The following is a 26,310-nucleotide window of genomic DNA, read 5'->3' on the forward strand; positions in this document are numbered from 1 at the left end:
GGATTCGACGGTGCGCCGGAAGGGCGCCGGGCCGGTGGGTCACGGCGCGGAGGCCGATTCGGTGAGCGCGGCGATCCGCTGCCGCAGGGCATCCTTCACCGCGGGCGTGAGTCTTGTCCCGGTGGTCGCCTCGAACAGCCACAGCCCGTCCGCGGCCATCCGGGCCAGGAACAGCTCCAGTTGGGCCGGATCGGGCTCGGACGGGACCGGCACCCAGCGGTCCACCAACGAGTTCCACACCTGTGCCAGCTCCGGGTCGGACGCCGACTCGACCATGAACGCCAGGTCCGCCTTGCGCGGCTCGCTCTCCACGTCCATCAGCGTGTAGGCGATCGCCCGTTCGGCCGCCGTCGCCTCCGCGAAGGCTTTGCCGAGCCGCGCCTCCAACTGCTTCTCCCATCCCTCGGTCAGATGCCGCTGGATCGCCAGCAGCAGCTCCTCGCGGGTACGGAAGTGGTACAGCAGGCCCCCCTTGGTCAGTCCGGCCTCCACGGCCACGGACTCCAGGGTCAGGCTCGTGATCCCCTCCTTCTCGGTCACACGGATCGCGGCTTCCAGGATCTGGGTTCTCGAACTCGGTCGCATAATTCGTAACTGTACCATCCGGAAGGTACAGTTACGCAGGTGGGGGAGTTGGCCCGATTCAGAGATCCAGGTCGCGGGCAATCCGAACGAATGTCCGTACATGCATCGCCCCTGAGCGGGCAGGAGACATCCATCCTGCTTTCCAACTAAGGCGGCACCGTGACCACTTCCGTGAACGTCCGCCAAGGAACCGCTGTCAGCACGGGAACTTCGGAGGCCGCTGAGGACCTGCCGTGGATCGAGGACGGCGGCAAGGTCGCCCCCAAGGACGCGCGCGTGCTCACCAGGCTGTTCCTCGACCGCCTTCAGGTCCTGGAGGAGGGCACCCGGGAGTACCAGTACGCCCGCAACACGCTGATCGAGATGAACCTGTCCCTGGTGACCTTCGCGGCCCGCCGCTTCCGCAACCGGGGCAGCGGCGACATGGAGGACATAGTCCAGGTCGGCACCATCGGTCTGATCAAGGCCATCGACCGGTTCGACCTGTCCCGGGAGGTCGAGTTCACCTCCTTCGCGATTCCCTACATCGCGGGTGAGATCAAGCGCTTCTTCCGCGACACCAGTTGGGCCGTGCACGTCCCCCGGCGCCTGCAGGAACTGCGCGTCGACATCGCGAAGAGCAAGGAAGTCCTGACCACGAAGCTGGGCCGCGCCCCCACGGTGAAGGACCTCTCCGCCCACCTCGAACTGACCGAGGACGAGGTCATAGAAGGTCTGGTGGCCGCGAACGGCTACGTGGCCGGTTCCATCGACACCCCGGGCGGCGACGACGACGCCGGCGACGGCGGACAGGCGTACGCGGACACCCTGGGAGAGCTCGATCCCGCACTGGACCTCTTCGAAGACCTGCATGCGCTCGCCCCGTTGCTGCAGGAGCTCGGCGAGCGGGAGCGGACCATCATCGAGATGCGGTTCGGCCAGGAGATGACCCAGGCGGAGATCGGCGGCGAACTGAATCTTTCGCAGATGCACATCTCCCGTCTGCTCTCCCGCACCCTCACCAAGCTCCGCACCGGCCTCCTGCCCACCTGAGACTCCCGTGGTCCGAAACGTTCGCGAAGTTCGCGCGCGCAGCATCGAGAGGACCGCCGGGTATGAGTGCTGAGCACGACCCCCTCCACCAGCCGTCCGCACCGGTCGTGACCGAGCCGGTGCCGGACGTCCAACTGCAGATGCTGGTACGGCTGATCGGAGTGGACACCGAGGTCGCCCTGCCGGTCACTCTCGTCGTCGGGGGCGCCTTCCTCCACGGCGACCTGATCTCCCACGAGGCATGGGCGGCCGGTTGGGCATCGACCCTGCGCGGTGTCGACGGGCCGGGCGCGCGGCTGCTGGAGCGGTTTCCCGAGCAGGTGGACCAGGCGGTCGTCGACAAGCAGGGGAACCACGTTCCGCAACGGCTGCCGCAGTGGATCCACCTGCGTGACGCCACCGGAGTCACCGGAACGAACGGGACCGTGGCCATGCCCCTGTGGCGCGGCCGGCTCGCGGACGTGTCCGGCTGGTCCCTGGGCAAGCCCGGGTAGCCATCGCAAGCGGGGCCCGGACAGGCGGCAGACAGACCGCCGTGACGTTCGTCGCCGGGGCGTGTCGCCGCGCGGGCGGCTCAACCGGTCGTGCCGGGACCCGGACAGGACCCCACCGCGCGGACGGTGAGGGCCTCGTCGAGGCGGACCCTCACCTCGCCGGCCGGGGTGCGCAGCAGCAGCCGGCCGTCGGTGACGCCGCGCGGACGGCCGCAGAAACCGCCGTCCGGTGTGACCACCTCCAGCCGCGGCTCGGACTTGTCGGGCCCGTACCAGGTCACGGCCACCGTCGCGGTCAGCGCGGCGGCGCACAGCACCGTCAGCACCACACCCCGCGTCAGGGCCTTCGCCGCGCGCAGGGTCTCCTGGTGGTCGAGCGCCTCCTCACCCCACACGAGCACACCGGGCGGTGTCTGCTGCACGACGGTGGCCGCGGGCCTGCCGTGTGCGGCGCGCAGCAGCAGTACGGCACCCAGCGTCCCGGTCGCCAGCGTCAGCAGGAGCAGACAGCCCACCACGACGTCGTACGGCGGGGCCAGTTCGCGGATGTCGCTGCGGCCCTTGATCAGGCCGAAGCCGACCATGCCGACGAGCAGCGCGGCCAGCCCCGTGCGCCAGGCCGCCGCGGCCTCGCGGACCCGGGGCAGTTCCTGGCGCACCAGTTGCCGGCGGTGGCGGGCGGCGGCGCGGTCCGCGGGTGTGGCGGCCGGTCCGGGCGACGCCTGCCACCTCACCGGCCGTTCCGCTGCAGCAGCAGGATCCAGTAGGCGCCGCAGCCTTCGTCGTCGGCCGGCCGGCCGGGATGCTCCTCCTTGCAGACACAGGCCACCTGGACGGAGTAGGTGTCGCCGGACCGAGGCGGCCGCAGCCCCCGGAACCCGGCCATGGGGTGGACGAACTGGAAGGGGTGCTCGCAGCGGGGACAGACGCCGCTGAGCACGGCCTCGTGGCGGCTGCCCTCGATCCGCAGCCCGGCGAGGTGCGCCGCGGCGTAGGTGGGACGGGTGATCTCCTCGAAGGGGTGGGGACGTCGGGGCATCGGCATCTCCTGCACGTACGGCGCGCGTCCGCCCGCCTCCAGGAGCCGATGGTGCCAGCAGGTGAGGGCCGGGATCGCACCCATGGGCCCGCAGCGCTCGTCGCTGTCCTGCTCGTGGCCTCTTGCGCGCAGGTCGGGACGGGTTCGGTCCAAAGCCGGTCGCATTCTGGTCGTACGCCGCAAAGTCCTCGCCCGTACGGGTGGGCCGGAGCATCATGACGCCGTGACCGTGCGGCAGGGGGCCGTGTGGTCGGCCAGGGGTCGGTACCGCACGGGGGAGCGGTACCGGCCCGGGGACGGAACTGAACGGAACGGGGCGGCAGTTGACGGTGGACGAGGGACTCGGAGCGGACTCGGACGGGGAGCGGGTGCGACGGTTCCTCAGCCGCGCCGTCGGCGCCGGGGTGACGTACACGGGGAAAGAACTGGCCCCGGCCGGCCCGGACAAGGCCACCCGGGACGTGCTGATCGCCGAACTCGAGAAGTGCGGCGGGGAGACGGCGTCCGGACCGGGGGCCGAGCTCACCGCCCGGCTCGGGGCGCTGGTCGCGGCCCGGTGGGCGGACGGGCGGGACCCCGACGACCGCACACGGGCCGTCGAACTGCTCCGCGAGGCGCGGCGGATGCCCGATCTGGACCCCGGTCTCCGTCGCGACGCCGCCCGTGACCTGGCCGTCCTGCTGCTGGCTCCGCTGCTGGACATCTCCCCGGCCGACAGCGGGGCGAACGCGCTGCCACCCGGCCTGGCCCGGTACCTTCCCATCGGCCTGCCGGCCGCCGTGCAGGGCATGAACGCGCTGGAGGTGCTGCCCGAAGTCGTCGAACTGGGACGGGAGGTGGCGGGCGAGGGGGTGCCGCTGCCACCTCATATCGAGGGCATCGCCACCATGGTGCCGCTGCTGCGGGCCGCCGGGGACGGGAACACCGGCGCGCTGAACGACATCATGGACGCGCTGCCCGGCATGCTGCCCGACAGCGGTTCACTGGGCGGGCTGGCACAGGCGCTGCCATACATGGCGAAGGCGTTCGACGTACCGCCCACGGACGGTGCCCCGGACGACGCCCCGGTGGACGCGGCGCCCTCCGCACAGCAGGCCGGGCCTCCCGGGCCCGAGGAGATGGAGGAGATGGCGCGCTCACTGGACGCGCCCACCATCCTCACCGAGATCATCAGCCCCGGCTTCATCACGCTCGACGACCTGCGCGTGCTGAACGAGCGGATGCTGGCCGCGGCCGGCTCCGACGGCGGCCGGGCCCACGCCCTCGCGGCGCTCTCCTGCCTGGCCCTCGGGATGCGTACGGGCGAACAGGACCACTTCGCGAAGGCGTTGGAGCTGCTGGCACAGATCCGGGAGGCGGACGGGCCCGTCGACCACGAGACGGAGTGGCTGCTCCAGGCGACCGTGCCCGCGGTGCTGGTCGGCTCCCACATGATGGGGCACAGCCTCCAGGACGGGCAGACCGCGCAGGAACTGATCGACGCCGGCCTGACTCCCGGGGGACTGCTCGCCGAGGGCGCCCCCAACCGGCCCGGCGCCCCCGGCCTGCTGCTCATGAACCGCTGTCTCCAGGCCCAGTTCGCCCTCGAACGGGCCCAACGCGAGCGTGACGTCGATGCGTTGGGCGAGGTACGGGACGAACTCCTCGCCCTGATCGCGCAGGAGACCGACGACGACAGCGAGTGGAGCGGGCTGCCCCGGATCATCCTCTGCGGCCTCGAACTCGTCCGGGTGCAGCTGACTGCCGACCTGACCGCGCTGCGCAGCGCGGTCGACCAGCATGCAGCCGCCCTGGCGCACACCGGCACGCTCCCCTTCGCCCGCCCGCTGCTCGCCGCGATGGAAGCCCCCCTGCTCGCGCTCGCCACCCACCTCGAACCGGACTCCGAGCGAATGCGGCGCTCCCTCGAATCGGCACGGGCCGCGCTGGACGCGCCCGCCTCCGTGTCCGGGCAGCGCCCCCGCAACCGGGTGGCCATCGCACTCGCCCTGCGCGCCCTGCACAGCCGCGAGGGCGACCCGGCCCTCCTCGACGACGCCATCGCCGAACTGGAGCGGGCCGAGGCCGACCTGAGCGCCGAGAGCAGCCGGGCCAGGACCGACGCGGCCGATCTCGTGGTGCCGCTGCACGAGCAGCTGGCCACTGCCCTCGCACAGCGGGCCGGCTCCGGCGACCCCGCCCACGACGACGCCCTGCGGGACCGGCTGACCCGGGCGCTCGCCCACGCCAGGTCAGCCCTGCGCGCCTCGGCCGACGACGTACTGCTCCAGCTCGGCGCCGAGCACGGACTGCGCGCCGCCCGGGCGGCCGGCAGCCTCGGCGTCCGTGCGGCGGGCTGGGCCGTACGCCTGGGCCGGCCCGAGGAGGCGGTCGCCTGTCTGGAGGCCGGGCGCGCCCTGGTCCTGCACGCCGCCGCGGCCGGCACCACGGTGGCCGACCGGCTGGAGGCACTGGGCGCCTACGAGACGGCGGAGGCATGGCGGCAGGCCACGGTGACCACCGGCGCCACCGGACCCGCGGTCCTCGACGAGGTGCTCCACCCGGACGCGACGGGAGTGCCGCGGCTGCCCAGCGCGCTGCGCCGAGAGGCGTTGGAGCTGGTGCGCACGGCCCCAGGCGCCGCGAGCGCTGCATCTGGGCCGCCGCCCACACCGGTTCTCGGCGCGACGCTGGTCCGCTGCCGGGCCGACGCGCTGGTCTATCTCGTGCCGGGCACCGACGACGACACGGGTGCCGCGCTGCTCCTGCGGCCCGGAATCGGAGTACGGGTGGTGGAGTTGCCGGGGCTGTCGACCGCGGATCGCGGGCCGCTGGAGGAGTTCGTGCGGGCCGGGGTCGAACTGCGGCGCAGCCGGGGCACGGACGCGACCGGCATCGACGCGATTCCCGCGGTCCGTCGCGCGTCGGGCAAGTGGCAGCGGTCCCTGGAGCAGTTGTGCGACTGGGCGGGCGGGTCGGTCATGGCACCGGTGCTGGACGCACTGGGCCTGTGGCAGCGCGCGCTGGCCGAGAGCGGGCTGCGGCCGGACGGCGCCGACGCGTCCCCGGAACCGGTCCGGCTGGTGCTCGTGCCCTGCGGCGACCTGGGCGCCGTACCGTGGCAGGCCGCACGACTGCCGCTGCCCCTGGAGGACTCCGACGACGGCAGCGAGGGGACCGACGCCCCCTCGACCGCCCACCTCTGTGAACTCGCGGTCGTGACCTTCGCCGCGTCCGGCTCCGAACTGGTCCATGGGACACGGCGGTCGAGGCTGCCGATCGCGGGTGGACAGGTGCTGGTCGCGGAGCCCAGGGACCTGTACTACGCCGAGGACGAGATCCAGGCGCTGAGCCGGGCCTACTACGGCGACGCCCGCGTCCTGCACGGCGACACCGAGACCGGCCCCGACCTCCCCACGCCGTTCGCCGTCCTGAAGGCGCTCGGCGCCGAGCCGTCCGCGCTCCTCAAGGTGCTCGGCTCCGAGCCGTTCGCCACGGCCGCCCGCGCCGCGATGGTGCACCTGGCGTGCCATGGGACCGCCGGCACCGACCCCACCCGCTCCGCGCTGCACCTGTGGTACGCGGAAGGCGCTCCCCCCGAGACCGGTCATCTCACCGTGACCACCCTGCTGGACACCCCGTCGGTCGGGGACCGCAGCGGACCCCTCGTGGTACTCAGCGCGTGCGAGACCGACGTGAGCGAGGCGGACCACGACGAGGCCCTGACCCTCACCACCGCGCTCGTGCACCGGCTGGCCACGGATGTCATCGGTTCCCGCTGGGCCGTGTCGGACGGTGTCACCCCGGCCCTGATGACGGTCCTGCACCACCATCTCAACGCCGGTCTCGCCCCGCCGGACGCCCTGCGGGCCACCCAGCGCCACGCCCTCACCCCGGCCGAACACCGTTGTCCCGTCAAGGGGTTGAGCCTGCTGGACGAGTTCCTCGCGCAGCAGGACATCGGCGAACTCCAGAACTGGGCCGCCTTCATCCACCAGGGCAATCCCGCCCCCGAGCCTCCCCGGAGGGACCCGGCCCGATGACCCCCGACCAGCTGATCGCTCTGCTGCACCGCCACTGGGCCCAGACACTCGCCGAACTGGGCTCGGACGAGCGGGCCCAGTTGCTGCGCCGGGTCACCGAGCTCGGCGACGCCGTCGGCCGCGGCCCCACCCGGCGAGCCGCACGGGAAGTGGGCCGGATGCTGCGTGTGATGCCCGAGCACCACCCCGTCGGCGCGGCGCTGCGCGACGGCGTACGGTACGCCGAACGCGACCCGAGCGGCGGTGTCGTCGTCGACCGGGACCGCCTCGGTGACCTGCTCGGCTTCCTGGCCGGCCCGCCACCGACGGCCGAGGAGCTCCTGGACACCACCCGGCAGCGGCTGCTGCACGCCCCGGCGCGGGGCGCGGACTCGGTGATCGCGGCCGTGACGGACGCGGCGGCCGACGACCTGATCCGGCTGCACGACCCCGAACTCGGCGACCGCTACCCGCAGTTCCAGTTCGTACCCGCCACCGGTGAGCTGCGTCCGGTGGTGCGCGCGGTGAACCGGCTGCTGCTCGCCGGCCAGGACCCGTGGGGCGCCGCCGACTGGTGGCTGGGGGACAACGAATGGCTGGACGGCGTCCCGGCCGAACTGCTGGACGTGGCACCGGACGAGCTCGTTCTCGCCGCCGCCCGCGCCCTCCTGGAGGACGACTGATGGCCGGCCACGCCCCGCCCGAGGGGGCCCGCATGGAGCCGCTGGTCCGGGTGCTGCCCGTCGGCACGGAGCTGTACCGCTGCCACCGCGAGACGCGTCCGCCCGACTCGTTCAACCCCAGCCGCCAGCACGCCTTCTTCGACGGCGACCGCTTCGGCGCCACCGAACAGGACCCGTTCCCCTATCTGTACGCGGCACTCGATCCCGTCACCGCGCTCAGCGAGGTGCTCCTGCGGTCGGTGCGGTTCGACGGGCCGTGGGCCCAGCGCCGTATCCCCAGGGCACTCGCGAGCAAGTACCGCCTGTCCGTGCTGCGCACCACCACCGACCTCGCCCTCGTGGACCTGATGAGCGCGGAGGGGCTGGCCGCGGTGTGGCAGGACTCCTGGCTCGTCGACGCGGAGCGGGACGACTACGCCAAGACCCGGTACTGGGTGCGACTGATCAGGGAGCACGCCCCCGGCATACAGGGGCTGTTGTGGCAGTCCAAGCGCCACCGGCCGCGCGAGGCACTCCAGTTGTTCGGCGACCGCTGCGGCAAGGGTCCGCTGGAGCCGGTGCCCGAGCGCACGGTGTCCCTGAGTACGCCGGAGGGAGCGGCCGAGGCGCGGCGGCTGCTGAGCCCGGTCCGTGCGACGGTCTCGGACGCGGAGCCCGCGGCGGGACGCTGACGCGGGTCCGCTCGGGCTCCCGCGCTCAGACGCCCGCGCTCAGACTCCCGCCTCGGCGGACGAGTCCTCGCCCTGAGCGCACAGCGACACGGTCGCCTCGGAATGGAGCCCCAGGACGAGGCGGTCGCCGTCGGCCAACTGCCGTGGCACGGCCGGGAGAAGGTACTCACCGTTGACGCGTGTGCCGTGGGTGGTGCCGTCCCGGTACTCCGTCACCCACAGGGTGCCGTCCGGTCGCAGGGCCACTTCCGCGTGGCGACGGGACACCGACCGCTCGTCCGCGAACCCGCGGGCCGTCAGGGGCGCCCACTCCCGGTCCCGGCCGAGGTTGCGTACGTCCCCGGGGCGCAGACGCACCTGCACCAGACCGCCGGAGAACCGCAGTGCCGCGGACGCGGAGCCGTCTTCGATGGGGTCCTGGTCCGCGATCGGGGATGCACAGACGGGACAACTCGCCACGCGCGGAGGGACCTTGCGCCCGCATCCCGTACATCGCACCAGCCGGGGCGGCGGCGCCCCGGGGGACGGGGCCTCGCCGGGACGCCGGGGTGACAACGTCTCCGGCGGGTCGTCGTCAGGAGCGGCGCGACGCCCGTCCGCGCGGCGGGGCGAGAGCCTCTCCGGCGGATCGTCGTCCCTCTCCGCCTCGCCGTCCTCGCCCTCTTCGCCGTTCTTGTCGTCCTCGTCGTCCTCGTCGTCCTTGTCGGGGCCCGGCGGGGGTGACGCGGCGGTCGGCGGGCGGGGCGCGCCCGGGCGGCGGGGGGTCAGTTCCTCGAAGGGGTCGTCGTCCTCCTCGTCGGTCATCCACGGTCCCTGTCGTGTTCGACCCGCAGGTCGACGGAGCCGTCCGGATCCTCCGTCACGTCCGTCACCCGGAGCGTGCCGCGCAGCGACTGCGGGCGGATCTCGAAGATCGAGCGGGCCAGGGGGTTGATCAGGTGCGTCTCCAGGGCCATGCCGATGCCCCGCCCCCCGGCGTACGGGTCCCGCAGACAGTACTTGCCGAGCTGCCCCCGGGCCCGTGGGCTGATCTCCAGCCGGATGTCCTGGCTCTCCCACAGGGCGGCGGCGATGTTGTCGAGCGACAGGTCGAGGACCTCTTCCGCGGGCGGGCCGCTGATGAAGCCGAACACGACCACATTGCCGCCGAAGCGGTTCATCAGCTCCGGACGTCCCACCTCGGACTCGAAGTGATGGCGGATGTTCTGCTTCACCCTCTTCGCGAGGTCGGAGTAGTCGTCCTTGGGGTGTACGTCCCACACGCGCTTCTCGGTCTTCGGGTCCGTGTGCTGCACCCCGAGGTTGGAGGTGAAGATGAGCACGCACTCGCTGAAGTAGGTGGTGACGCCCTGTCCGTCGGTGAGCCGGCCGTCCTCCAGGAGCTGGAGGAACTTGTCCATCACCCCTTGGTGCGCCTTCTCGATCTCGTCGAAGAGGATGACCCGGAAGGGGTCCGCGCGTACGGCACGGGTGAGTTCACCGCCCGCCTCGTAGCCCACGTAACCGGGCGGCGCCCCCACCAGCCGGTCGGCGGCGTGCGCGGCGGAGAACTCGCTCATGTCGAACCTGAGGTAGGCCTCCTCGCTGTCGAACAGCAACTGCGCGACGGTCTTGGCCATTTCGGTCTTCCCCGTGCCCGTCGGACCGGCGAAGAAGAGCACCCCGCGCGGCCGGTGCCCGGCGGACGTGGCCTGCGCGCCGGACAGCCCGAGGGCCGCGCGCTTGAGAATGTCGAGCGTCATCGTGACCGCGGGCTCCTGGCCGCGCACCCGGCGGGTGAGGGCCTCACGACCGCCGGCGATCCGCTCGCGGATCGCCCAGGAACGCCAGGGGTCCTTCTCCACGCCGAGCCGGTAGATGCGTACCGCGTCGGGCATCGCCTCGAACGGCATGCCCCGGGACAGGGCGAGCCGGTGGCTCTGCCGCATCGCGTCCAGGGACAGACCGGCCGCCGCCTTGGCGAACGCGGTGACCGGGTCCAGCCGCGACCGTCCGTACGGCCCTTCCTGTTCGGTTCCGGTGCCGTCCTGGGGTGCGGATTCGACGTCGGCCTTGCCGGGCCGGTGCTCCGAGGCCAGCAGCTCGGCCATACGTCCGCGCTCGTCGGCGTCCGGCCCGGGGACCGCGACCGCGCGGATGCGCTCGGAGCCGCTCACCAGCCAGTGCGGCAGGTCGCGGTCGCTGTCCGCGAGCCAGATGACCGGGTTGAACAGTTCCCCGCTGCCCGCGGGGTCGCGCGGAGGCAGATGGGCGCCGGGAGCCAACGGCTCCGCCTGCTGGGCGAGTTGGACGCAGGCCAGAAAGAAGTCCTTCTCGGCGTCGCTGAGCCGGGTGACGTCGGTGCTCAGCCGGGAGGAGTAGTCGATCAGCAGCGCCAGCCGCAGCGGTTCGGCCTCGCGTCCGTCCCGGCGCTGCCCGGTACGGCGTTCCTGGAATCCGGTGACGATCTCCCTCAGCAGCGGTTCCGCCTCCAGGAGTTGGGGAGTACGGCCGCCGGTCTGTCCGCTGCGCGGGCTGCGCAGCGCGTCGTTGAGCAACTCGACCACGGTGTCCTGGTCGGGTCCGATCAGGGTGATGAAGCCGGTGATCTGGTCGTAGCTCAGCAGTGCGCCGTAGCCGAGACGGCGCAGCCCGTCCCACAGCGACTCGGGCAGGCTGCGATCGGTCTCGACCAGCTCTCCGCCGCGTCGGTGCTGGGCCAGGTACCGGTCGCGGATGTTGCCGTGCAGCACGAACTGGCTGTGCACCGAGAGCGTGCCGAGGATCTCGTCGACGAAGGGGGGTGCCGACCGCTGGGGGTTCGCGGCGGCGTGGCGCGGTCCTGCGTGCTTGGTGAGACGGCTCTGGGTCGATCCGCTGGACAGACTCACTGCGTGTTCCTCTCTGGACGGTGGAGCGGGCACCGGCCGGCGGCAGCCGGAACCGTGGGCAGGGGTAAGGGCTGGGGCAGGGGACAGCGGTCGGTGGGCAGTTGACGTCGGCGTCGGCGTCCGGCTCATCGCCGGTCTTCGCGGCCCTCGCGGTCGTCCGTGGGATCGATCCGCCGGTGTCGTGGCCCGTCGTGCCGGCGCCGCGGGTCGTCCTGGGCACGCCGCCCGGAGCGCAGATGCTCACGCTCGAACGGTCCCGAATCGGCCGCGGCCCCTTCGTCCGGTGTGCCCGGTGCGACGACCTCCGAGGTGAAGCGGAAGTCGCAGTCCAGCCCCAGGCCCACGAGGGCGTGCTCGAAGTCGGCCGCCCACCGTTTCGCCTCCGCGCAGCGTTCCGCGTCCCGGGGCGAGGGCGGCCCGGCCCGGTGCGTCGCCAGGTCGATGCCGTCCCTGCGGACGGTGACCCTGATCCAGTGATCCGGTTCCCAGCCCGGCGGCACATGGTCGGTGTACCGGGTGCCGGTCCCGCTCTCGTGCCAGCCGTTCGCCCCGCCGCTCAGGGCGCCGAGCAGCTGCTCCGTGCCGCGCTGGAGGCAGCGGTGTTCGAGGTGTTCGAGCCGTTCGTCCACGGCCGCGCGCACCTGGTCCCGATCGGCCGCGCCGAGGGGACGCCCCTCCTCGACGGCCCTGCGCAGCAACGCGACGACGTCGTCCGAGGGCGGCTTCGGCTCGACGTCCGAGGGGACTTCGGTGGTGAGGAAGTCGAGCTGGGCCGCCGCCTGGGTCAGTGCCTCGACGCGCAGCCGGACGCGCCGGCCCGCCTCGGCGGCGAAGATGTGCGCCTCCTCCACGTGTTCCGAGGCGCCGCTGCCGTCACCCGCCCGCGCGCATATCAGCGCGTAGTGCAGGGCGGTGACGACGGGTTCGGTGTCCTCGGCGGTCGCCTCCGTGGGCAGGCCGGCGAGCAACTCGGTGGAGACGGCGGTCACCTCGTCCGCGCCGGGTCCCCTGGCCCCGGCGACGGGGGCGGGCCGCTCGGGCCTCTCAGCGGACCCGGTGGACGGGGCGGATGCGGCGCTCCGGCGGCGCACGGTCCGCCGCCGCTCGGCGAGGACCTTCTGCCACGCGGTGTCCCGCGGGTCCGCGGCGTCGGCCACGGCGGTCGCGCACTCCCACGCCGCCAGCTCGGCCTGAGCCCCGTCGATGGCCCGTTCCGCCTCGGCCACCGCTTTCCGGGTGGCGTCCAGACGGCAGCCCTCAGGTCGGACGGGCGGCGGCAGTACAGGGGCGGGCGGTGGGGGTGAGCCCGGCGGGGTGCCGCGGGACGCCCGGGCGAGCCGTCCCGCGAGGACGGCGCGGCGGGCGTTGACGCGGGTCGCGGCGAACGCCGCGCTCTCCCACTGCTGGGCGGCGTTGCGGGAGATGTCCTGCTGCCGCAGCAGACAGCGCTGTTCCTCGGCGGCGCGGACCGCCGCGTGCGCCAGTATCCCGGTGGCTGCCATGGCGGCCCGCCCGGCCAGCAGCGCGCCGCTCATGGCGCCGAGCGCGATGGCCGCCGGTTCCACCATTTCGTGCAGTACATGGACCAGGCTCTGCGCGAAGTGGTCCACGGTGCCGGAGACATCGGGGACGGACATGTGCGGGAGCTGGCTCGTGACGTCGGGCATGGAGACGGGCGTGACGTCGGGCGTGGAGACGGGCGTGGAGAGGGGAGGCGTCTCGTACCCGTAGGTCGGCCATACGTCCTGTACGCCGGCGAGCCCGTTCGCGGAGCTCATGCGGTCCTCCCTCCGGCCGTGGCGGGCAGGGTGCGTCCGCAGCGGACGGCGGCCTGGACGGCCCGCTGCCGACGCAGTTCCCGGCGCCAGGCCCGGTCGCGTCGCACGGTCCACACGGCGAGTGCGGCGACGGTTCCCACGGGCCACAGCCACGGCGCCCACAGCAGGACGTACGGCAGGACGCCGAGGAACAGGACCAGCATCAGCAGCGCGGAGACCAGCCGGCCCCCGAGGCTGCGGAGAGCGAACCGGCTCGGCCGTTCGGCGGTGCCGATGACGAGTCCGGCCAGCGACTGCGAGGGGTGGTAGCCCGGTGGCCCGATGCGGACCGCGATCCACAGTTCGAGGGCGTGTACGACGAACGCGGCGGGCATCGCCAGCAGCCAGCCAGTGACGACGGCGGACTGGGGAGCCAGATTCGCGGCGTCGGAGAGCGAGATGACGAAGCCCCACGGGGCGCAGACCAGGACGGCACCCAGGACCGCCCAGCCGAGGTTCGGCAGCATGTCGAGGCGGCGCATCGCCACGTCGAGTCCGTCGCGCGCGGCCGCCAGGGCGACGGCGGCCTCCTGCCGGCTGCGCTCCTCCAGATGCGCGTACGCCCGCCCCGCGTCGTGCTGGGCCAGCCGCGCGAGCCGCACCGCGGCCAGTGCGCGCAGCGGCTCGTCGGCCTCGTCGAGCAGCCGCTCGAACCAGGGGACGCGGACGGCGAGCCGCCGTGCCTCCGCGCCGGCCTGCCGGCTCCAGACGCCGGCGGTCTGGGGCAGCCGGGCCAGGTGCAGCAGCCGGGCGTCGACGGCGGTGTCCCGGGCGAGCGCCGCTCGTACGGCACGCCTGCGCAGCAGGGGGTGCCGCAGGGCTAGTTCGTCGGTCTGCGCGTCCCAGGCGTCACGCAGCCGCCGCCACTGCTCCTCGGTGGCGGCGAGCTGTTCGCCGCCCGGGCGGACGGCGAGGGCGGTGAGGAGTCCGGGGCGGCGGAGCGCCTCGACGAGGTCGCGGGCGTCCCGGTCTCCGGCCACCGCTCTTTCGAGCGGGACCGGCAGTTGGTCGCCTTCGAGGCTGATGCCGTGCCAGGTGACGGGCAGATGGGGGCCGAGCCGGTTCAGCAGTTCGGCGAGGGTGACGGGGTCGGGCTCGTCGGCCAGCCGAGTGCGCAGGTCCTCCAGCGGGTCGGCGGGACCGGCGGGCGCGGTGCGGCCGACGGCGGGGCCGGCCGACACGAACTGGCCGAGCCACTCGACCAGTTCCTTGCGCCGGGGCGTGGAGGACAGCAGCCGCGCCGCGACCGGATGGCAGCGGTCGAGTACCTCGGCGAGTTCCTCCAGGTCGCTGTAGTCCTGCCCCATGAACGAGAAGGGCCGCACGCGCGAGCCGGGCGCGGGGGCGGTTCCGGGGGAGGGCGCGGTACCCCGTGTGAGCGGTACGGGGTCTGCCTGGTCCGGATCGATCCACTGGCCGACCTCCGCGGCACCCCAGCGGTGCTTCAGGGACCGGGTGAGCAGTCCCTCGCACAGGGCACGCAGCCGGGTGTCGGCGATGCCGCTCAGGTCCACGTCCTCGGTGCTGAGCCGCTTCAGGACCAGACTGCGCTCCCGCAGCCGGATCGGGTGGGCGCCGAGGGCGAGTTCGGCGACGACCATGCCCATGGACCACCAGTCCCCGGACGGGGCGACGTTCTGGACGACGGTGGCGGCCTCCGGCGCAAGGTAGAGCGGCTTGCCCGCCCAGTGCCGCACCGGGCGGGACGGCGACGGCGACGACTGCAGGGCGGCGCCGAAGTCGACGAGCACCAACTCGGGCTCCCCGTGCGGGCCTTCGCGGACGACGATGTTGTCCGGAGCGACGTCGCGGTGCACGATTCCGCGCCCGTGCACCGCGGTCAGCGCCCGGTGGAGCTGCTCGATCACACACCGGACGTGCTCGGTCGCCAGGGGAGCACCCTCCCGTGCCTGGTGGCGCGCGCGGTACTCGGCGAGGGTGGCCTCGCCCACCGAGGGGCAGACCTCCCACACCATTCCGGTCGCGATGCCGTGGTCGAGGACCTGGACGACGTGCCGGTCGACGGGGTCGCCGAGGATCTCGTGGACCCGGCGCTCGGGTACGTAGAAGTGGTGGTAGCCCTTCCAGACGAGCGGGACACCCGCCGGCCTGAGTTTGGGTTCGCGTTCCACGACGCGCAGCACCACGGCCTGGTGAGGGCGTGGTCCGCCGGCGCGTTCGGTGCCGAGTTCGGCGAGCCGCTCGAAGCGCCCGCGCAGTTCCTCGGGCAGGTCGTGCAGATGCGGCCGGGCCTCGCGGCCCCGCGCCGGGTCGGCCTCGACGTCCGGGAAATGGTCGGTGGGCGGAACGGCGTTCCCCGCCGTATCCGGGTCGCCCCCCAATGGTTCCGCGGTGCTCATGTGAATACCCCCGCCCGGTGCTGAAGTACGGCCTCCGGAATATCCCTCGGCCGGAGGTGGACGGATACTACGCGAAAATATGACCCCGTCCGCGCCCGTCGATCATCTGTCACTTTCCGGCTTTTCTCGATCAAAGAAAATCAACCCTCATGATCGGGTGTGAAAAAATAATAGAAAAAGTCGAAAGGGAATCGACTACGTCGGAGCCGGGCCCGTTTTCGCCCGCACCGTGCCCGATCACGCGGAACCCTCCCCACCCCCGGGAACGCGGTCCTATCGTGCTGGCATGCGTCTGGTACACGGCCCCGCAGATCCTTCGGAACTTCCCCCGCACCACCAACTCGTCGCCGAACTGCGTGCCTTGCGCAAGGTCGGCCTCTCCCGAGTACGGCAGATATCGCACCCCGGTCTTGCCGCGGCGGCGTCCGCCGCGGGCCTGCCCACAGGGCCGGAGGAGCCCGCCGCGGGGATCGAACGCCTGTTGCGGGCGGCTATCCACTGGCTCGACGGTTCCGTGCCGTCGCCCGCGGGCCACCTGATCCCGGACCCCGCCGCCGCCGGTCCTGTCGGTGAACTCGCCCGCGCGGCGGCCCATTCGTTCGGACTCGTCGGCGCGGCCTCCCAGATAGCCGGCGAGCGGCGCAAGGCGGCGGCCGCGGTGTTCGGCGTCACCACGGAGAGCTTCCGGCACCGCCAGGAGCGCCAGGTCATCGACCGCCTGGCCGACGCGGTGCTGGGCCTGGCCGGCGCGGGCGCTCCGCCGGAGGGAAACCCTCTCCCGCAGGCCACGCCCTCGGACGTCCCGCACGCGGTGGCCCGGATGACCGGTCCACCGGTGCACTACGACACGACCCCCGGAGCGGTGGCCGCCCACCCGGACATCCAGGTGCACCTCTCTCCCATCGAGCTGCTGCGCGACATCGACGTCCTGGTCTCGTCCGAGAACACGTACCTGGAGATGTCGAAGATCTTCCGCAACACCGTCTCCGGGGCGCTGCGCCGCGCGGCGGCCACCCGGGACGAGACCAACGCGGTCATCGACGACCCCCTCGCCCGTGAGCTGCGCGACTGGATGGCCAGGCACGGCCGCAGCGGCCTCCAGGTGCCGCCCGGCACGGTCGTCCCCACCGGCCCGGGCGCGCTGGCGCGGCGCGGCGTCCGCCGGGTCCTGCACGCGGCGGTCGCGGTGCCCCGGCGCACCGGCAACGGCTACGAGGCGTGCGAGAGCACGGTGGTCGAAGCCGTGTCCGCCGCCTTCCGGGTGGCCGCCGGTGAACGGGAGGCGCACGAACCCCCGTTGGCGTCCCTGTGCTTCCCCGTGCTCGGTGCCGGACGCGGCGGTCTGCAGCCCGAGCGGGCCGCCCGCTGGCTGCGCTGGGCCGTGGAGGAGGAACTGCGTGCGGACCCCCGCTGGACGGTCCACCTGGTCACCCGCACCCCAGCCCTGATCCCCGTGCTGCGGGGCGCCGAGCAGGGCTGACAGGAGGTCAGGGGCGCCAGCTGGGCGCCGAGAGCGGCAGTCCACGGCGGGCCCCCTCCCTCTCCAGGGCGGTCAGGTCGCCGGGGCGCGGAATGCCGAACAAGCGCACCGGCCACGTCCCGTCCTCGGTCCGCCGGTCCACGACGACCTGGAGTCCGACGTCCCGAGGGTCCCGGGTGCGCGTGAGGTGGGGGCCGTAGCGAAGGCGGCCCAACTCCGTTCGTGGGGACATCCGTTGGTTGGCCGAGCCGCGCCAGACGAGGTCCGTCGGTTCGGTGACGCGGAACCGGCCGGTGACCACGGCGTCCGCCGGCCCAAGCGCCGCCCGCTGCTCGGTGGTGAGTTCGTCCTCCTCGTACCCGGTGTAGACGAGCAGGTCGGGCGCCCCGCCGTCGGGCGTCGGCCGTACGGACGGGGCGCGGCGCAGGTCGTGCGCGCCCTTGAGGAGCGCGCCGAGTCCGGCCGGCTGGTCGCACGGCTCCCCACCGCTGACGGTCAGACCCGACGCGCCCCGCTCCAGGGCCGCTCTCCACAGTGCGAGCAGGTCGGCCACCGGAACGCGGGTGCCGCCCGCGGGGTCCCAGGTGTGCCGTGACATACAGCCCGGGCAGGCCAGTACGCAGCCCTGCACCCAGACGCCGAGCCGCGCTCCGGGCCCAAGGGTCAGCAGTGGCAGGTGGGTGCCGCTGATATCCAGCCGTGCCGTGGTTCCCAAGGTGTTCCCTCCCCTGTGTACGAGGAGAAAAGTATTCGCCCCGGCCCGTGCGCGCGGCAATCCCGATGTGGTTCCGTTCCGGATCGGAACCGGTCGGAATTCGGACCGGAAACGGTCGGTATCCGGTTCCGATCCGGGTGCGGATTTTTTCGCTCCTCATATCTGTTTCTCATCACATATTCCGCTACTCTCATTCGTCCCGGCTTTCTCATTCCACGCCGCCGAGCTGCGGACGGTACGGAAAGCCGGGCTTCCGTGCCATGGGGAAGGCACACGCACATAGGGGGACCACTGATGGACACCAGACACAGCGTCACGCGCTGCCTGCGTGAGTGCGGGCTCGATCTCCGCAGCGCGGTGCGCAGCCGCCGGCGCGGACGGCTCGACGCGGCCCGGCTGCGGATGGCGGCCTCCGCGTACGACCCGGATTCGTCCGAACTGATCACCCCGTACGTCGAGGAGGTACGGCTGATCGCGGGGCGCGCGGCCATCGAGTTGCGCGGCCGACTGATCGAGGACAAGCACGCCCTCGTGGCACACATCCACTCCGGCGCCGTCGCGGTGGTCACCCAGTACGAGGTGCGCCACGACCCCTCGCCCGCACTGCTCGACCGATGGGGCGGCAAGGTCGCCGAATGGCGCACGGCCGCGGCGCTGTGCCGCACCCGCGCGGAGTCGATCGCCGGCGGGGCGAACCTGCGGCTGGCGCACTACTGGGACGCCGTATGGCAGCGGCAGTCCGCCGGGGACGAGGCCCCGCGGACACGCCCGCAGGACTGGCTGCCGGGCAGGATCACCCTCGACGCCGACTGGCACGAGCCCGACTCCTGGCTCACCGCGGCCCCCGGGGCCGCGTCGGTGCTGACGACGGCGTTGAGGGTGCTCGACTCGGGACACGCCCGCGCGGGACGGCCCGCGGCCTAGTCCGTTGCCCGTCGACCCACTGCCCATCGGTCCATGGATCCATCGATCCATCAGGCGTGCTCGGGCACCTGCCTGCCTGTCTGCCTGTCGCGGGTCAACAGGTCATCGATTCACCCCACCACCGCTCCACCACTGCTGTGAAAGCGAGTCACATGAACGCACTCCTTCCCGTGCGCAGATCTCGGGCCGCCGGCCCGGCGCGCGGGCACCGTGCTCCGGTGCGCACCTGTACGGCGCTGGTCGCCGCGCTCACACTGGGCCTCGCGGGCTGCTCCGGTACGCCCTGGAGTTCCGACGACAAGGGCACCGAGAAGGCGTCCTGCGGCCTCGTCGTGGACGGCTCCGGTTCCGGGACCAGCGACGACACCGGCGTCGACGTCAAGAAGAAGCTCCAGGAGACGCTCCTGCCGTTCCTGGACGAGCACCACTGCTCCTCACTCGCCTACGCTCCCGTGACGGCCTCCTCCTGGAACTCGTCGTGCCGTCACTCGCCGGTCGACCTCGATCCGGAGCCGCGGACGAGCACGGAGGACCGGGACGTACTGCGGCAGCGTGCCCGCAACGGCGCGGCCGCCGCGTCGATCGAGATGCTCAACTGCGCCCGGGAGCAGAACGGTTCGGACGTGCTCGGCGCGCTCGGCCGTATCGCCCAGACCCTGCGCGAGACACGGGACGACACGGGCGGGGACATGGTCGTCCTCGCGGTCAGCGACTTCGAACAGACCGACCCGGAGTTCCGGATCTCCAAGGAACCCCTGACGACCAAGGCCGAGCGCACGAAGGCGGTCGACAAGCTCCTGACCGGCCGGAAACTCCCCGCGCTGAAGGGGATGGACCTCTACACGGTCGGCTACGGCAAGAACCCGACCCGCAAGCCCTCCACCTACGAGGGCTTCGACCAGTTCTGGACCGACATCCTCACGACACGGGCGAAGGCACATGTCCATCACGACGACGAGTAATCATCCCGACGAGCCCACCCCGCGGCGTTCCATGGCGGACCGCGCACGGCGCCGCGGGGACGGCTCGCGACGCCGGGTCTTCGCGGCGTTCGGCCGGCAGCCCCGGACCGACGTACGGCGCACGCCCCTGGTCCTGAGCGACCGCGCGCAGCGACAGCTCCTGAAAAAGGCGGAGGAGCAGGGCAGGCGGGACGGTGGCGGCAAGGCGCTCGACGTCGTCGTCCTGTCCAGCGGCATCCTGCCGCCGTACGCGGCCGAACTGGCCGCCCGCCGCGGTCTCGTGCGGGAACTGACCGAGGAGGAGGCCGCCGACCGGGAGACCCGGGCCTCGAGGGAGGACGCGGAGGCCCGCAACCGCATCCGGTGGGAGGAGGAGGGGGTCACCCTCGCCCAGACCAGGCTCGTCGAGGCGGAGCACGACGTACGCCGTGCCCGCGAGCAGCTCGATCTGCTGGCCCACCGGTCGATGCGCTGGCAACGGCTGCGCGACGCGGTCCGTGAACGCTTCGAACGGGCGGGTGCGAGGGCGGGGTCGGGCGGCGGAGCGCGGCCGGACACCCCGGACCGCACCACCCCGGCGGGCGACCTCGACCCGTCGTCGACGCCGGCCGACCCCGACGACGGATACCAGTCCCTCAACCCCGTACCGGCCGACCCGCACCAGGCCGCGATACCCACGCCCGCGCAGGGCGCGGTCGCCGCGTCCGTCGAGGGCTGGGAGGGGCTGCGGGCCAGGGCCGCGATGCCGGACAGGCTGGTCCTGTTCATGCTCGCCCTGGTCTTCGCGGTCGAGGTGCCCATCTACTGGGTGGCGTTCGAACCGCTGCACGGCGTGGGCACGTCCAGTTCCCGTGCGCTCAACGCGACGCTGGCGATCTCCGTGGGCATACTCATGCTCGCGGTGCCACATCTCGTCGGCCGCGCGATGCGGGAGCGCGGAGCGACGGGCGCCAGCCGCCCGGCCGGACCCGCGGCCCTGCTGTTCCTCGGCTTCTGGGCGGCCTGCACGGTCGCCCTGGGCATCCTGCGCGCGAAGTCGATCCTGGCCGAGCCGCCGGTCGAGGCGGCCACGGGTGCGGCCGGCGTGTTCGAGGGCGCGGAGACGGGCGCGGTTCCGTCCCTGGTGGACCGTCTGGACCTCCAGTCGGAGACGGTCTACTGGATGTTCATCTCGCTCCTGCTGCTCTCCGGAGGCATCGGCTTCCTGGCAGGGCTGCTGCGCGAGCACCCGTACGTCGACAGTTTCCGCTCGGCGCTCGAACGCCGCCAGGAGCGCGGACACGAACTCGCCTCCGCGTACACCCGGTTGGCGGCCGCACGCGCCTGGGTCGACTCGGCGGGCGACCGTACCGAGCAGCGCCGCCGCGGGGTGGAGGCGCGGCTGCGTGCGGCGGACGAACTCTACGAAACGGCGGCGGAGGCCCATCGCCGTGGCTTCACGTCGACGGCGAACGACCCGGCGATCACGGAGGCCGCCCACAAACGCACCGAATCAGGAACTCCGCTCCTGCCCCCGTCCACGACCCGCCGCCCACCGGCACCGCGCCGCTGAGGCAACCCCCTGGGGCGGTGTGCACCAGGGAAGTCCCACAGCTGCCGTCGCACCCCCTCGTGACCCGCTTCATCGCGGGTCGGGCGGGGTGCGACGGCATTCGCGTATTAAATATCCCGGAAGGTCTCGATCTGCGCCCCCACCGAGTTGAGCCGCTCGGCCAGGTCCTCGTAGCCGCGGTTGATGACGTACACGTTCCGCAGGACGGAGGTGCCCTCGGCCGCCATCATCGCCAGCAGGACGACGACGGCGGGGCGCAGGGCGGGCGGGCACATCATCTCGGCGGCGCGCCAGCGGGTCGGGCCCTCGACGAGCACCCGGTGCGGGTCGAGGAGCTGGAGGCGGCCACCGAGGCGGTTCAGGTCCGTGAGGTAGATCGCGCGGTTGTCGTAGACCCAGTCGTGGATGAGGGTCTTGCCCTGCGCGGAGGCCGCGATGGCCGCGAAGAACGGCACGTTGTCGATGTTCAGGCCCGGGAACGGCATCGGGTGGATCTTGTCGATCGGCGCCTCCAGCTTGGAGGGCCGGACGGTCAGGTCCACCAGGCGCGTACGGCCGTTGTCCGCGAAGTACTCCGGCGTGCGGTCGTGGTCGAGGCCCATCTCCTCCAGGACCGCCAGCTCGATCTCCAGGAACTCGATCGGCACCCGGCGCACGGTCAGCTCGGACTCGGTGACGACCGCCGCGGCCAGCAGGCTCATGGCCTCGACCGGGTCTTCGGAGGGGGAGTAGTCGACGTCCACGTCGATGGTGGGTACGCCGTGCACGGTGAGCGTGGTGGTGCCGATGCCCTCGACGCGTACGCCCAGTGCCTCCAGGAAGAAGCAGAGGTCCTGGACCATGTAGTTGGAGGAGGCGTTGCGGATGACGGTCGTGCCGTCGTGGCGTGCGGCTGCGAGCAGGGCGTTCTCGGTCACCGTGTCGCCGCGCTCGGTCAGCACGATGGGGCGGCCCGGGGTCACCTTGCGATCCACCTGTGCGTGGTAGAGGCCCTCGGTGGCCGCGATGTCCAGGCCGAAGCGGCGCAGTGCGATCATGTGCGGCTCGATCGTCCGTGTGCCCAGGTCGCAGCCGCCCGCGTAGGGCAGCGTGAAGCTGTCCATGCGGTGCAGGAGCGGGCCGAGGAACATGATGATCGAGCGGGTGCGACGGGCCGCCGCCGCGTCCATGGCGCCCATGTCCAGCTCGGCGGGCGGCACGATCTCCAGGTCGACGCCACCGTTGATCCACCGGGTGCGTACGCCGATGGAGCCGAGCACCTCCAGAAGGCGGTACACCTCCTCGATGCGCGCGACGCGGCGCAGCACTGTGCGGCCCCGGTTGAGGAGGGTCGCGCAGAGCAGCGCCACGCACGCGTTCTTGCTGGTCTTCACGTCGATGGAGCCGGAGAGCCGACGGCCGCCGACCACCCGTAGATGCATCGGACCCGCGTAGCCGAGCGAGACGATCTCGCTGTCCAGCGCTTCACCGATTCGGGCGATCATCTCAAGGCTGATGTTTTGGTTGCCGCGTTCGATGCGGTTCACCGCACTCTGACTGGTGCCGAGCGCCTCGGCCAGCTGCGTCTGTGTCCAGCCCCGGTGCTGACGGGCGTCACGGATGAGCTTGCCGATGCGTACGAGGTAGTCGTCTGCCATGGCGGCAGGCTATCTCACATATGAGATGCGGCATCTCGGGGGGTCCGAGTGGGTGACGGTCCCTCAGCCGCGCTTGGGGCGCTTGGTCGTGGTGCGCCGCCAGCCGAAGGGGCCCGGCAGGTCCATCGAGGTGGTCCGGCGGCCCGTGCTGCTGTGTGTGCGCCGCGGCCCGTTCTTGCCGCCGCTGGTGATGGACCACGAGCGACGGTTGATGTTCAGTCGTACCCCGGGCAGGATCCGGAAGCTCTTACGGAATGTGAGGGGCATGCGTGCCTCCTTGGCGTCCGTCGCCGGGTACCCCGGATGCCGGTCGATACGCCGAACGCGCTTGCTCCCGGGCCTGGTTCGGGTCCGAGTCCGCGTCCGGGGCCGCGCCGGACCCGTGTTCGCGGCGGTCCTGTGGCGCGGTTTCGGTCGTCTTGAGATGCCTTCCGGAGCAGGTCGGCGGGCACGCGCGTGCAACAGGACACACCCTCCGGGCATGACCGTCCAGCGGTCATGTACTAGAGTTATCTCGACATCGAGATATCTGCCGAGGCGTGCCGCAGCCGCCCGGACCGGTAAGGGTTACCTAACTTAGCCTTACCTTAGCGGATCGGCCAAGAGGGCGTGGCGGCAGGATGCGGTGGTACGCGCACATGAATGAAGGAGACTGTCGTGTCGGCGAACAGCTTCGACGCCCGTAGCACGCTCAGCGTGGGCGACGAGTCGTACGAGATCTTCCGGCTGGACAAGGTGGAAGGCTCGGCCCGCCTTCCGTACAGCCTCAAGGTCCTGCTGGAGAACCTGCTCCGTACCGAGGACGGCGCGAACATCACCGCCGACCACATCCGTGCTCTTGGCGGCTGGGACTCGCAGGCCCAGCCCAGCCAGGAGATCCAGTTCACGCCGGCCCGCGTGATCATGCAGGACTTCACCGGTGTGCCCTGTGTCGTGGACCTCGCGACCATGCGTGAGGCCGTGAAGGAGCTGGGCGGCGACGCGGCGAAGATCAACCCGCTGGCCCCCGCCGAGCTGGTCATCGACCACTCCGTCATCGCGGACAAGTTCGGCACCAACGAGGCGTTCGCCCAGAACGTCGAGCTGGAGTACGGCCGCAACCGCGAGCGCTACCAGTTCCTGCGCTGGGGCCAGACCGCGTTCGACGAGTTCAAGGTCGTCCCGCCGGGCACCGGCATCGTCCACCAGGTCAACATCGAGCACCTGGCCCGGACCGTCATGGTCCGCAACGGCCAGGCGTACCCCGACACCCTCGTCGGTACGGACTCGCACACCACCATGGTCAACGGCCTGGGTGTACTGGGCTGGGGCGTCGGCGGTATCGAGGCCGAGGCCGCGATGCTCGGCCAGCCGGTCTCGATGCTCATCCCGCGCGTCGTCGGCTTCAAGCTCACCGGTGAGCTCACGCCCGGCACCACCGCCACCGACCTCGTGCTCACGATCACCGAGATGCTCCGCAAGCACGGTGTCGTCGGCAAGTTCGTCGAGTTCTACGGCGAGGGTGTGGCGGCCACGAGCCTCGCCAACCGCGCCACCATCGGCAACATGTCGCCGGAGTTCGGCTCCACCGCCGCGATCTTCCCGATCGACGACGAGACGCTGAAGTACCTGCGTCTGACCGGTCGTGACGCCCAGCAGGTCGCCCTCGTCGAGGCGTACGCCAAGGAGCAGGGCCTCTGGCTCGACCCGGCCGCCGAGCCCGACTTCTCCGAGAAGCTTGAGCTGGACCTCTCCACGGTCGTCCCGTCGATCGCCGGTCCGAAGCGCCCGCAGGACCGGATCGTCCTCGCCAACGCCGCCGAGCAGTTCAAGAGCGACGTCCGCAACTACGTCGACACCGCCGACGAGGCCGGCAAGGAGTCCTTCCCGGCCTCCGACGCCCCGGCCAACCACCCCAACGGCGCCCCGTCCAACCCGGTCACCGTGACCGCCGCCGACGGCTCCACGTACGAGATCGACCACGGTGCGGTGACGGTCGCGGCCATCACCTCCTGCACCAACACCTCGAACCCGTACGTCATGGTCGCCGCCGCGCTCGTCGCGAAGAAGGCCGTGGAGAAGGGGCTCACGCGCAAGCCCTGGGTGAAGACCACCCTCGCGCCCGGCTCCAAGGTCGTCACCGACTACTTCGACAAGGCGGGGCTCACCCCCTACCTCGACAAGGTCGGCTTCAACCTCGTCGGCTACGGCTGCACCACCTGCATCGGCAACTCCGGCCCGCTGCCGGAGGAGGTCTCCAAGGCCGTCAACGACCACGACCTGGCCGTGACCTCGGTGCTCTCCGGCAACCGTAACTTCGAGGGCCGGATCAACCCCGACGTCAAGATGAACTACCTGGCCTCCCCGCCGCTGGTCGTCGCGTACGCCCTCGCGGGATCCATGAAGGTGGACATCACGCGCGACGCGCTCGGTGTCGACCAGGAGGGCAAGCCGGTCTTCCTGACCGACATCTGGCCCACCGAGGCCGAGGTCAACGACGTCGTGGCGAACGCCATCGGCGAGGACATGTTCAACAAGTCCTACCAGGACGTCTTCGCGGGCGACGCCCAGTGGCAGGCGCTGCCGATCCCGACCGGCAACACCTTCGAGTGGGACCCGCAGTCCACCTACGTGCGCAAGCCCCCGTACTTCGAGGGCATGACGATGGAGACCACCCCGGTCTCCGACATCTCCGGCGCGCGCGTGCTGGCGAAGCTGGGCGACTCGGTCACCACCGACCACATCTCGCCCGCCGGTGCCATCAAGGCCGACACCCCGGCCGGCAAGTACCTCACCGAGCACGGCATCGAGCGGCGTGACTTCAACTCCTACGGCTCGCGCCGGGGCAACCACGAGGTCATGATCCGCGGCACGTTCGCCAACATCCGCCTGCGCAACCAGATCGCGCCGGGCACCGAGGGCGGCTACACCCGCGACTTCACCGTCGACGGCGGCCCGGTCTCCTTCATCTACGACGCCTCGCGCAACTACATCGAGCAGGGCACCCCGCTGGTCATCCTGGCCGGCAAGGAGTACGGCTCGGGCTCGTCCCGCGACTGGGCGGCCAAGGGCACCGCGCTCCTCGGCGTCAAGGCCGTCGTGGCGGAGTCCTACGAGCGCATCCACCGCTCCAACCTCATCGGTATGGGCGTCATCCCGCTGCAGTACCCGGAGGGCCAGTCCGCCGAGAGCCTCGGCCTGACCGGCGAGGAGGCCTTCTCCATCGCCGGCATCACCGAGCTGAACGACGGCACCACCCCCCGTACGGTCAAGGTCACCACCGACACCGGTGTGGAGTTCGACGCGGTCGTCCGCATCGACACCCCCGGCGAGGCCGACTACTACCGCAACGGCGGCATCCTGCAGTACGTGCTGCGCAGCCTGATCCGCAAGTAGCCGGGCCACCGCGAGTACGCGGTCCGGTACGGCAGTCGAGGGCCGCACTCCCGGAGACGGGGGTGCGGCCCTCTGCCGTGCGGAGGGCCGCCGGCGTGGGCGGGGGGGGCGAC

The 26,310-nt window shown here is 72.0% G+C and carries 20 protein-coding genes; 10 read left to right on the forward strand and 10 right to left on the reverse strand.

Annotation, left to right across the window (positions count from 1 at the left end; translation table 11 throughout):
* Positions 1-39 precede the first annotated feature (39 nt).
* The gene (locus ACN20J_RS37345) at positions 40-585 is read right to left on the reverse strand and encodes a TetR/AcrR family transcriptional regulator (RefSeq protein WP_361920509.1); all 546 of its coding nucleotides are present in this window, start codon (positions 583-585) and stop codon (positions 40-42) included.
* Between the two features lie 159 nt (positions 586-744).
* Between ACN20J_RS37345 and ACN20J_RS37350 the strand changes: the two genes are divergently transcribed.
* Together ACN20J_RS37350 and ACN20J_RS37355 are read left to right on the forward strand one after the other, a co-directional pair.
* On the forward strand, positions 745-1,617 hold the full coding sequence (locus tag ACN20J_RS37350; protein WP_189841232.1) for a SigB/SigF/SigG family RNA polymerase sigma factor: 873 nt from the start codon (positions 745-747) through the stop codon (positions 1,615-1,617).
* 62 nt (positions 1,618-1,679) lie between these two features.
* The gene (locus tag ACN20J_RS37355) at positions 1,680-2,111 is read left to right on the forward strand and encodes a hypothetical protein (protein WP_189841233.1); all 432 of its coding nucleotides are present in this window, start codon (positions 1,680-1,682) and stop codon (positions 2,109-2,111) included.
* 80 nt (positions 2,112-2,191) lie between these two features.
* Here the strand turns inward: ACN20J_RS37355 and ACN20J_RS37360 are convergent, their stop codons facing one another.
* Both ACN20J_RS37360 and ACN20J_RS37365 read right to left on the reverse strand, forming a co-directional pair.
* Complete coding sequence (locus ACN20J_RS37360) at positions 2,192-2,845, reverse strand: hypothetical protein (RefSeq protein ID WP_189841234.1); 654 nt, start codon at positions 2,843-2,845, stop codon at positions 2,192-2,194.
* Positions 2,842-3,303: a hypothetical protein gene (locus ACN20J_RS37365; protein WP_190226888.1), complete on the reverse strand. Its 462-nt coding sequence runs from the start codon at positions 3,301-3,303 to the stop codon at positions 2,842-2,844. Before ACN20J_RS37365 ends, ACN20J_RS37360 begins: the two co-directional genes overlap by 4 nt.
* Before the next feature lie 176 nt (positions 3,304-3,479).
* Here ACN20J_RS37365 and ACN20J_RS37370 point away from each other — a divergent pair, with 176 nt between their 5' ends.
* The 3 genes from ACN20J_RS37370 to ACN20J_RS37380 are packed head-to-tail and all read left to right on the forward strand — an operon-like array spanning position 3,480 to position 8,505.
* Entirely contained in the window at positions 3,480-7,172 is a 3,693-nt protein-coding gene (locus tag ACN20J_RS37370; protein WP_419669023.1) for a CHAT domain-containing protein, read from the forward strand.
* A complete protein-coding gene (locus tag ACN20J_RS37375) occupies positions 7,169-7,834 on the forward strand; it encodes a hypothetical protein (RefSeq protein ID WP_419667601.1) in 666 nt (221 codons plus the stop codon). Before ACN20J_RS37370 ends, ACN20J_RS37375 begins: the two co-directional genes overlap by 4 nt.
* Positions 7,834-8,505, forward strand: coding sequence for an RES family NAD+ phosphorylase (locus ACN20J_RS37380; RefSeq protein WP_392785458.1), 672 nt, complete (start codon positions 7,834-7,836; stop codon positions 8,503-8,505). The genes ACN20J_RS37375 and ACN20J_RS37380 overlap by 1 nt, the downstream gene beginning before the upstream one ends.
* Positions 8,506-8,544: 39 nt before the next feature.
* Here ACN20J_RS37380 and ACN20J_RS37385 read toward each other — a convergent pair whose 3' ends face one another.
* From ACN20J_RS37385 to ACN20J_RS37400, 4 genes are all read right to left on the reverse strand, one after another.
* Positions 8,545-9,309, reverse strand: a complete 765-nt coding sequence (locus tag ACN20J_RS37385) for an FHA domain-containing protein (RefSeq protein WP_419667602.1) — start codon at positions 9,307-9,309, stop codon at positions 8,545-8,547.
* On the reverse strand, positions 9,306-11,375 hold the full coding sequence (locus tag ACN20J_RS37390; protein WP_419667603.1) for an AAA family ATPase: 2,070 nt from the start codon (positions 11,373-11,375) through the stop codon (positions 9,306-9,308). The genes ACN20J_RS37385 and ACN20J_RS37390 overlap by 4 nt, the downstream gene beginning before the upstream one ends.
* A 125-nt stretch (positions 11,376-11,500) precedes the next feature.
* Complete coding sequence (locus ACN20J_RS37395; protein WP_419667604.1) at positions 11,501-13,153, reverse strand: hypothetical protein; 1,653 nt, start codon at positions 13,151-13,153, stop codon at positions 11,501-11,503.
* The gene (locus tag ACN20J_RS37400; RefSeq protein ID WP_419667605.1) at positions 13,150-15,552 is read right to left on the reverse strand and encodes a protein kinase domain-containing protein; all 2,403 of its coding nucleotides are present in this window, start codon (positions 15,550-15,552) and stop codon (positions 13,150-13,152) included. Before ACN20J_RS37400 ends, ACN20J_RS37395 begins: the two co-directional genes overlap by 4 nt.
* Before the next feature lie 286 nt (positions 15,553-15,838).
* On the opposite strand from ACN20J_RS37400, the gene ACN20J_RS37405 reads away from it, so the two are divergent.
* Entirely contained in the window at positions 15,839-17,032 is a 1,194-nt protein-coding gene (locus ACN20J_RS37405; protein ID WP_361993515.1) for a macro domain-containing protein, read from the forward strand.
* A 7-nt stretch (positions 17,033-17,039) separates the two neighbouring features.
* Here ACN20J_RS37405 and ACN20J_RS37410 read toward each other — a convergent pair whose 3' ends face one another.
* Positions 17,040-17,747 (reverse strand): 4Fe-4S single cluster domain-containing protein, encoded by a 708-nt coding sequence (locus ACN20J_RS37410; protein ID WP_419667606.1) that lies wholly within the window; start codon positions 17,745-17,747, stop codon positions 17,040-17,042.
* Positions 17,748-18,041: 294 nt separating this feature from the next.
* On the opposite strand from ACN20J_RS37410, the gene ACN20J_RS37415 reads away from it, so the two are divergent.
* The 3 genes from ACN20J_RS37415 to ACN20J_RS37425 all read left to right on the forward strand — a co-directional run bounded on the left by ACN20J_RS37415 (position 18,042) and on the right by ACN20J_RS37425 (position 21,185).
* Positions 18,042-18,671, forward strand: coding sequence for a hypothetical protein (locus ACN20J_RS37415; protein ID WP_190226897.1), 630 nt, complete (start codon positions 18,042-18,044; stop codon positions 18,669-18,671).
* 218 nt (positions 18,672-18,889) lie between these two features.
* Positions 18,890-19,633 carry a hypothetical protein gene (locus ACN20J_RS37420; RefSeq protein WP_419667607.1) on the forward strand — a complete coding sequence of 248 codons (744 nt, stop codon included), beginning with the start codon at positions 18,890-18,892 and terminating at the stop codon, positions 19,631-19,633.
* Complete coding sequence (locus ACN20J_RS37425; protein WP_419667608.1) at positions 19,611-21,185, forward strand: hypothetical protein; 1,575 nt, start codon at positions 19,611-19,613, stop codon at positions 21,183-21,185. The genes ACN20J_RS37420 and ACN20J_RS37425 overlap by 23 nt, the downstream gene beginning before the upstream one ends.
* A 107-nt stretch (positions 21,186-21,292) precedes the next feature.
* Here ACN20J_RS37425 and ACN20J_RS37430 read toward each other — a convergent pair whose 3' ends face one another.
* Together ACN20J_RS37430 and ACN20J_RS37435 are read right to left on the reverse strand one after the other, a co-directional pair.
* Entirely contained in the window at positions 21,293-22,822 is a 1,530-nt protein-coding gene (locus ACN20J_RS37430; RefSeq protein WP_143638371.1) for a helix-turn-helix domain-containing protein, read from the reverse strand.
* 63 nt (positions 22,823-22,885) lie between these two features.
* On the reverse strand, positions 22,886-23,089 hold the full coding sequence (locus ACN20J_RS37435; RefSeq protein WP_055614328.1) for a DUF4236 domain-containing protein: 204 nt from the start codon (positions 23,087-23,089) through the stop codon (positions 22,886-22,888).
* Positions 23,090-23,479: 390 nt separating this feature from the next.
* Here ACN20J_RS37435 and acnA point away from each other — a divergent pair, with 390 nt between their 5' ends.
* The gene (acnA, locus tag ACN20J_RS37440) at positions 23,480-26,197 is read left to right on the forward strand and encodes an aconitate hydratase AcnA (RefSeq protein ID WP_419667609.1); all 2,718 of its coding nucleotides are present in this window, start codon (positions 23,480-23,482) and stop codon (positions 26,195-26,197) included.
* The last annotated feature ends 113 nt before the right edge of the window (positions 26,198-26,310 follow it).

Origin of the sequence: Streptomyces sp. 2-1 (genome assembly GCF_048564895.1) — a bacterium.
Lineage (GTDB): Bacteria > Actinomycetota > Actinomycetes > Streptomycetales > Streptomycetaceae > Streptomyces > Streptomyces phaeochromogenes.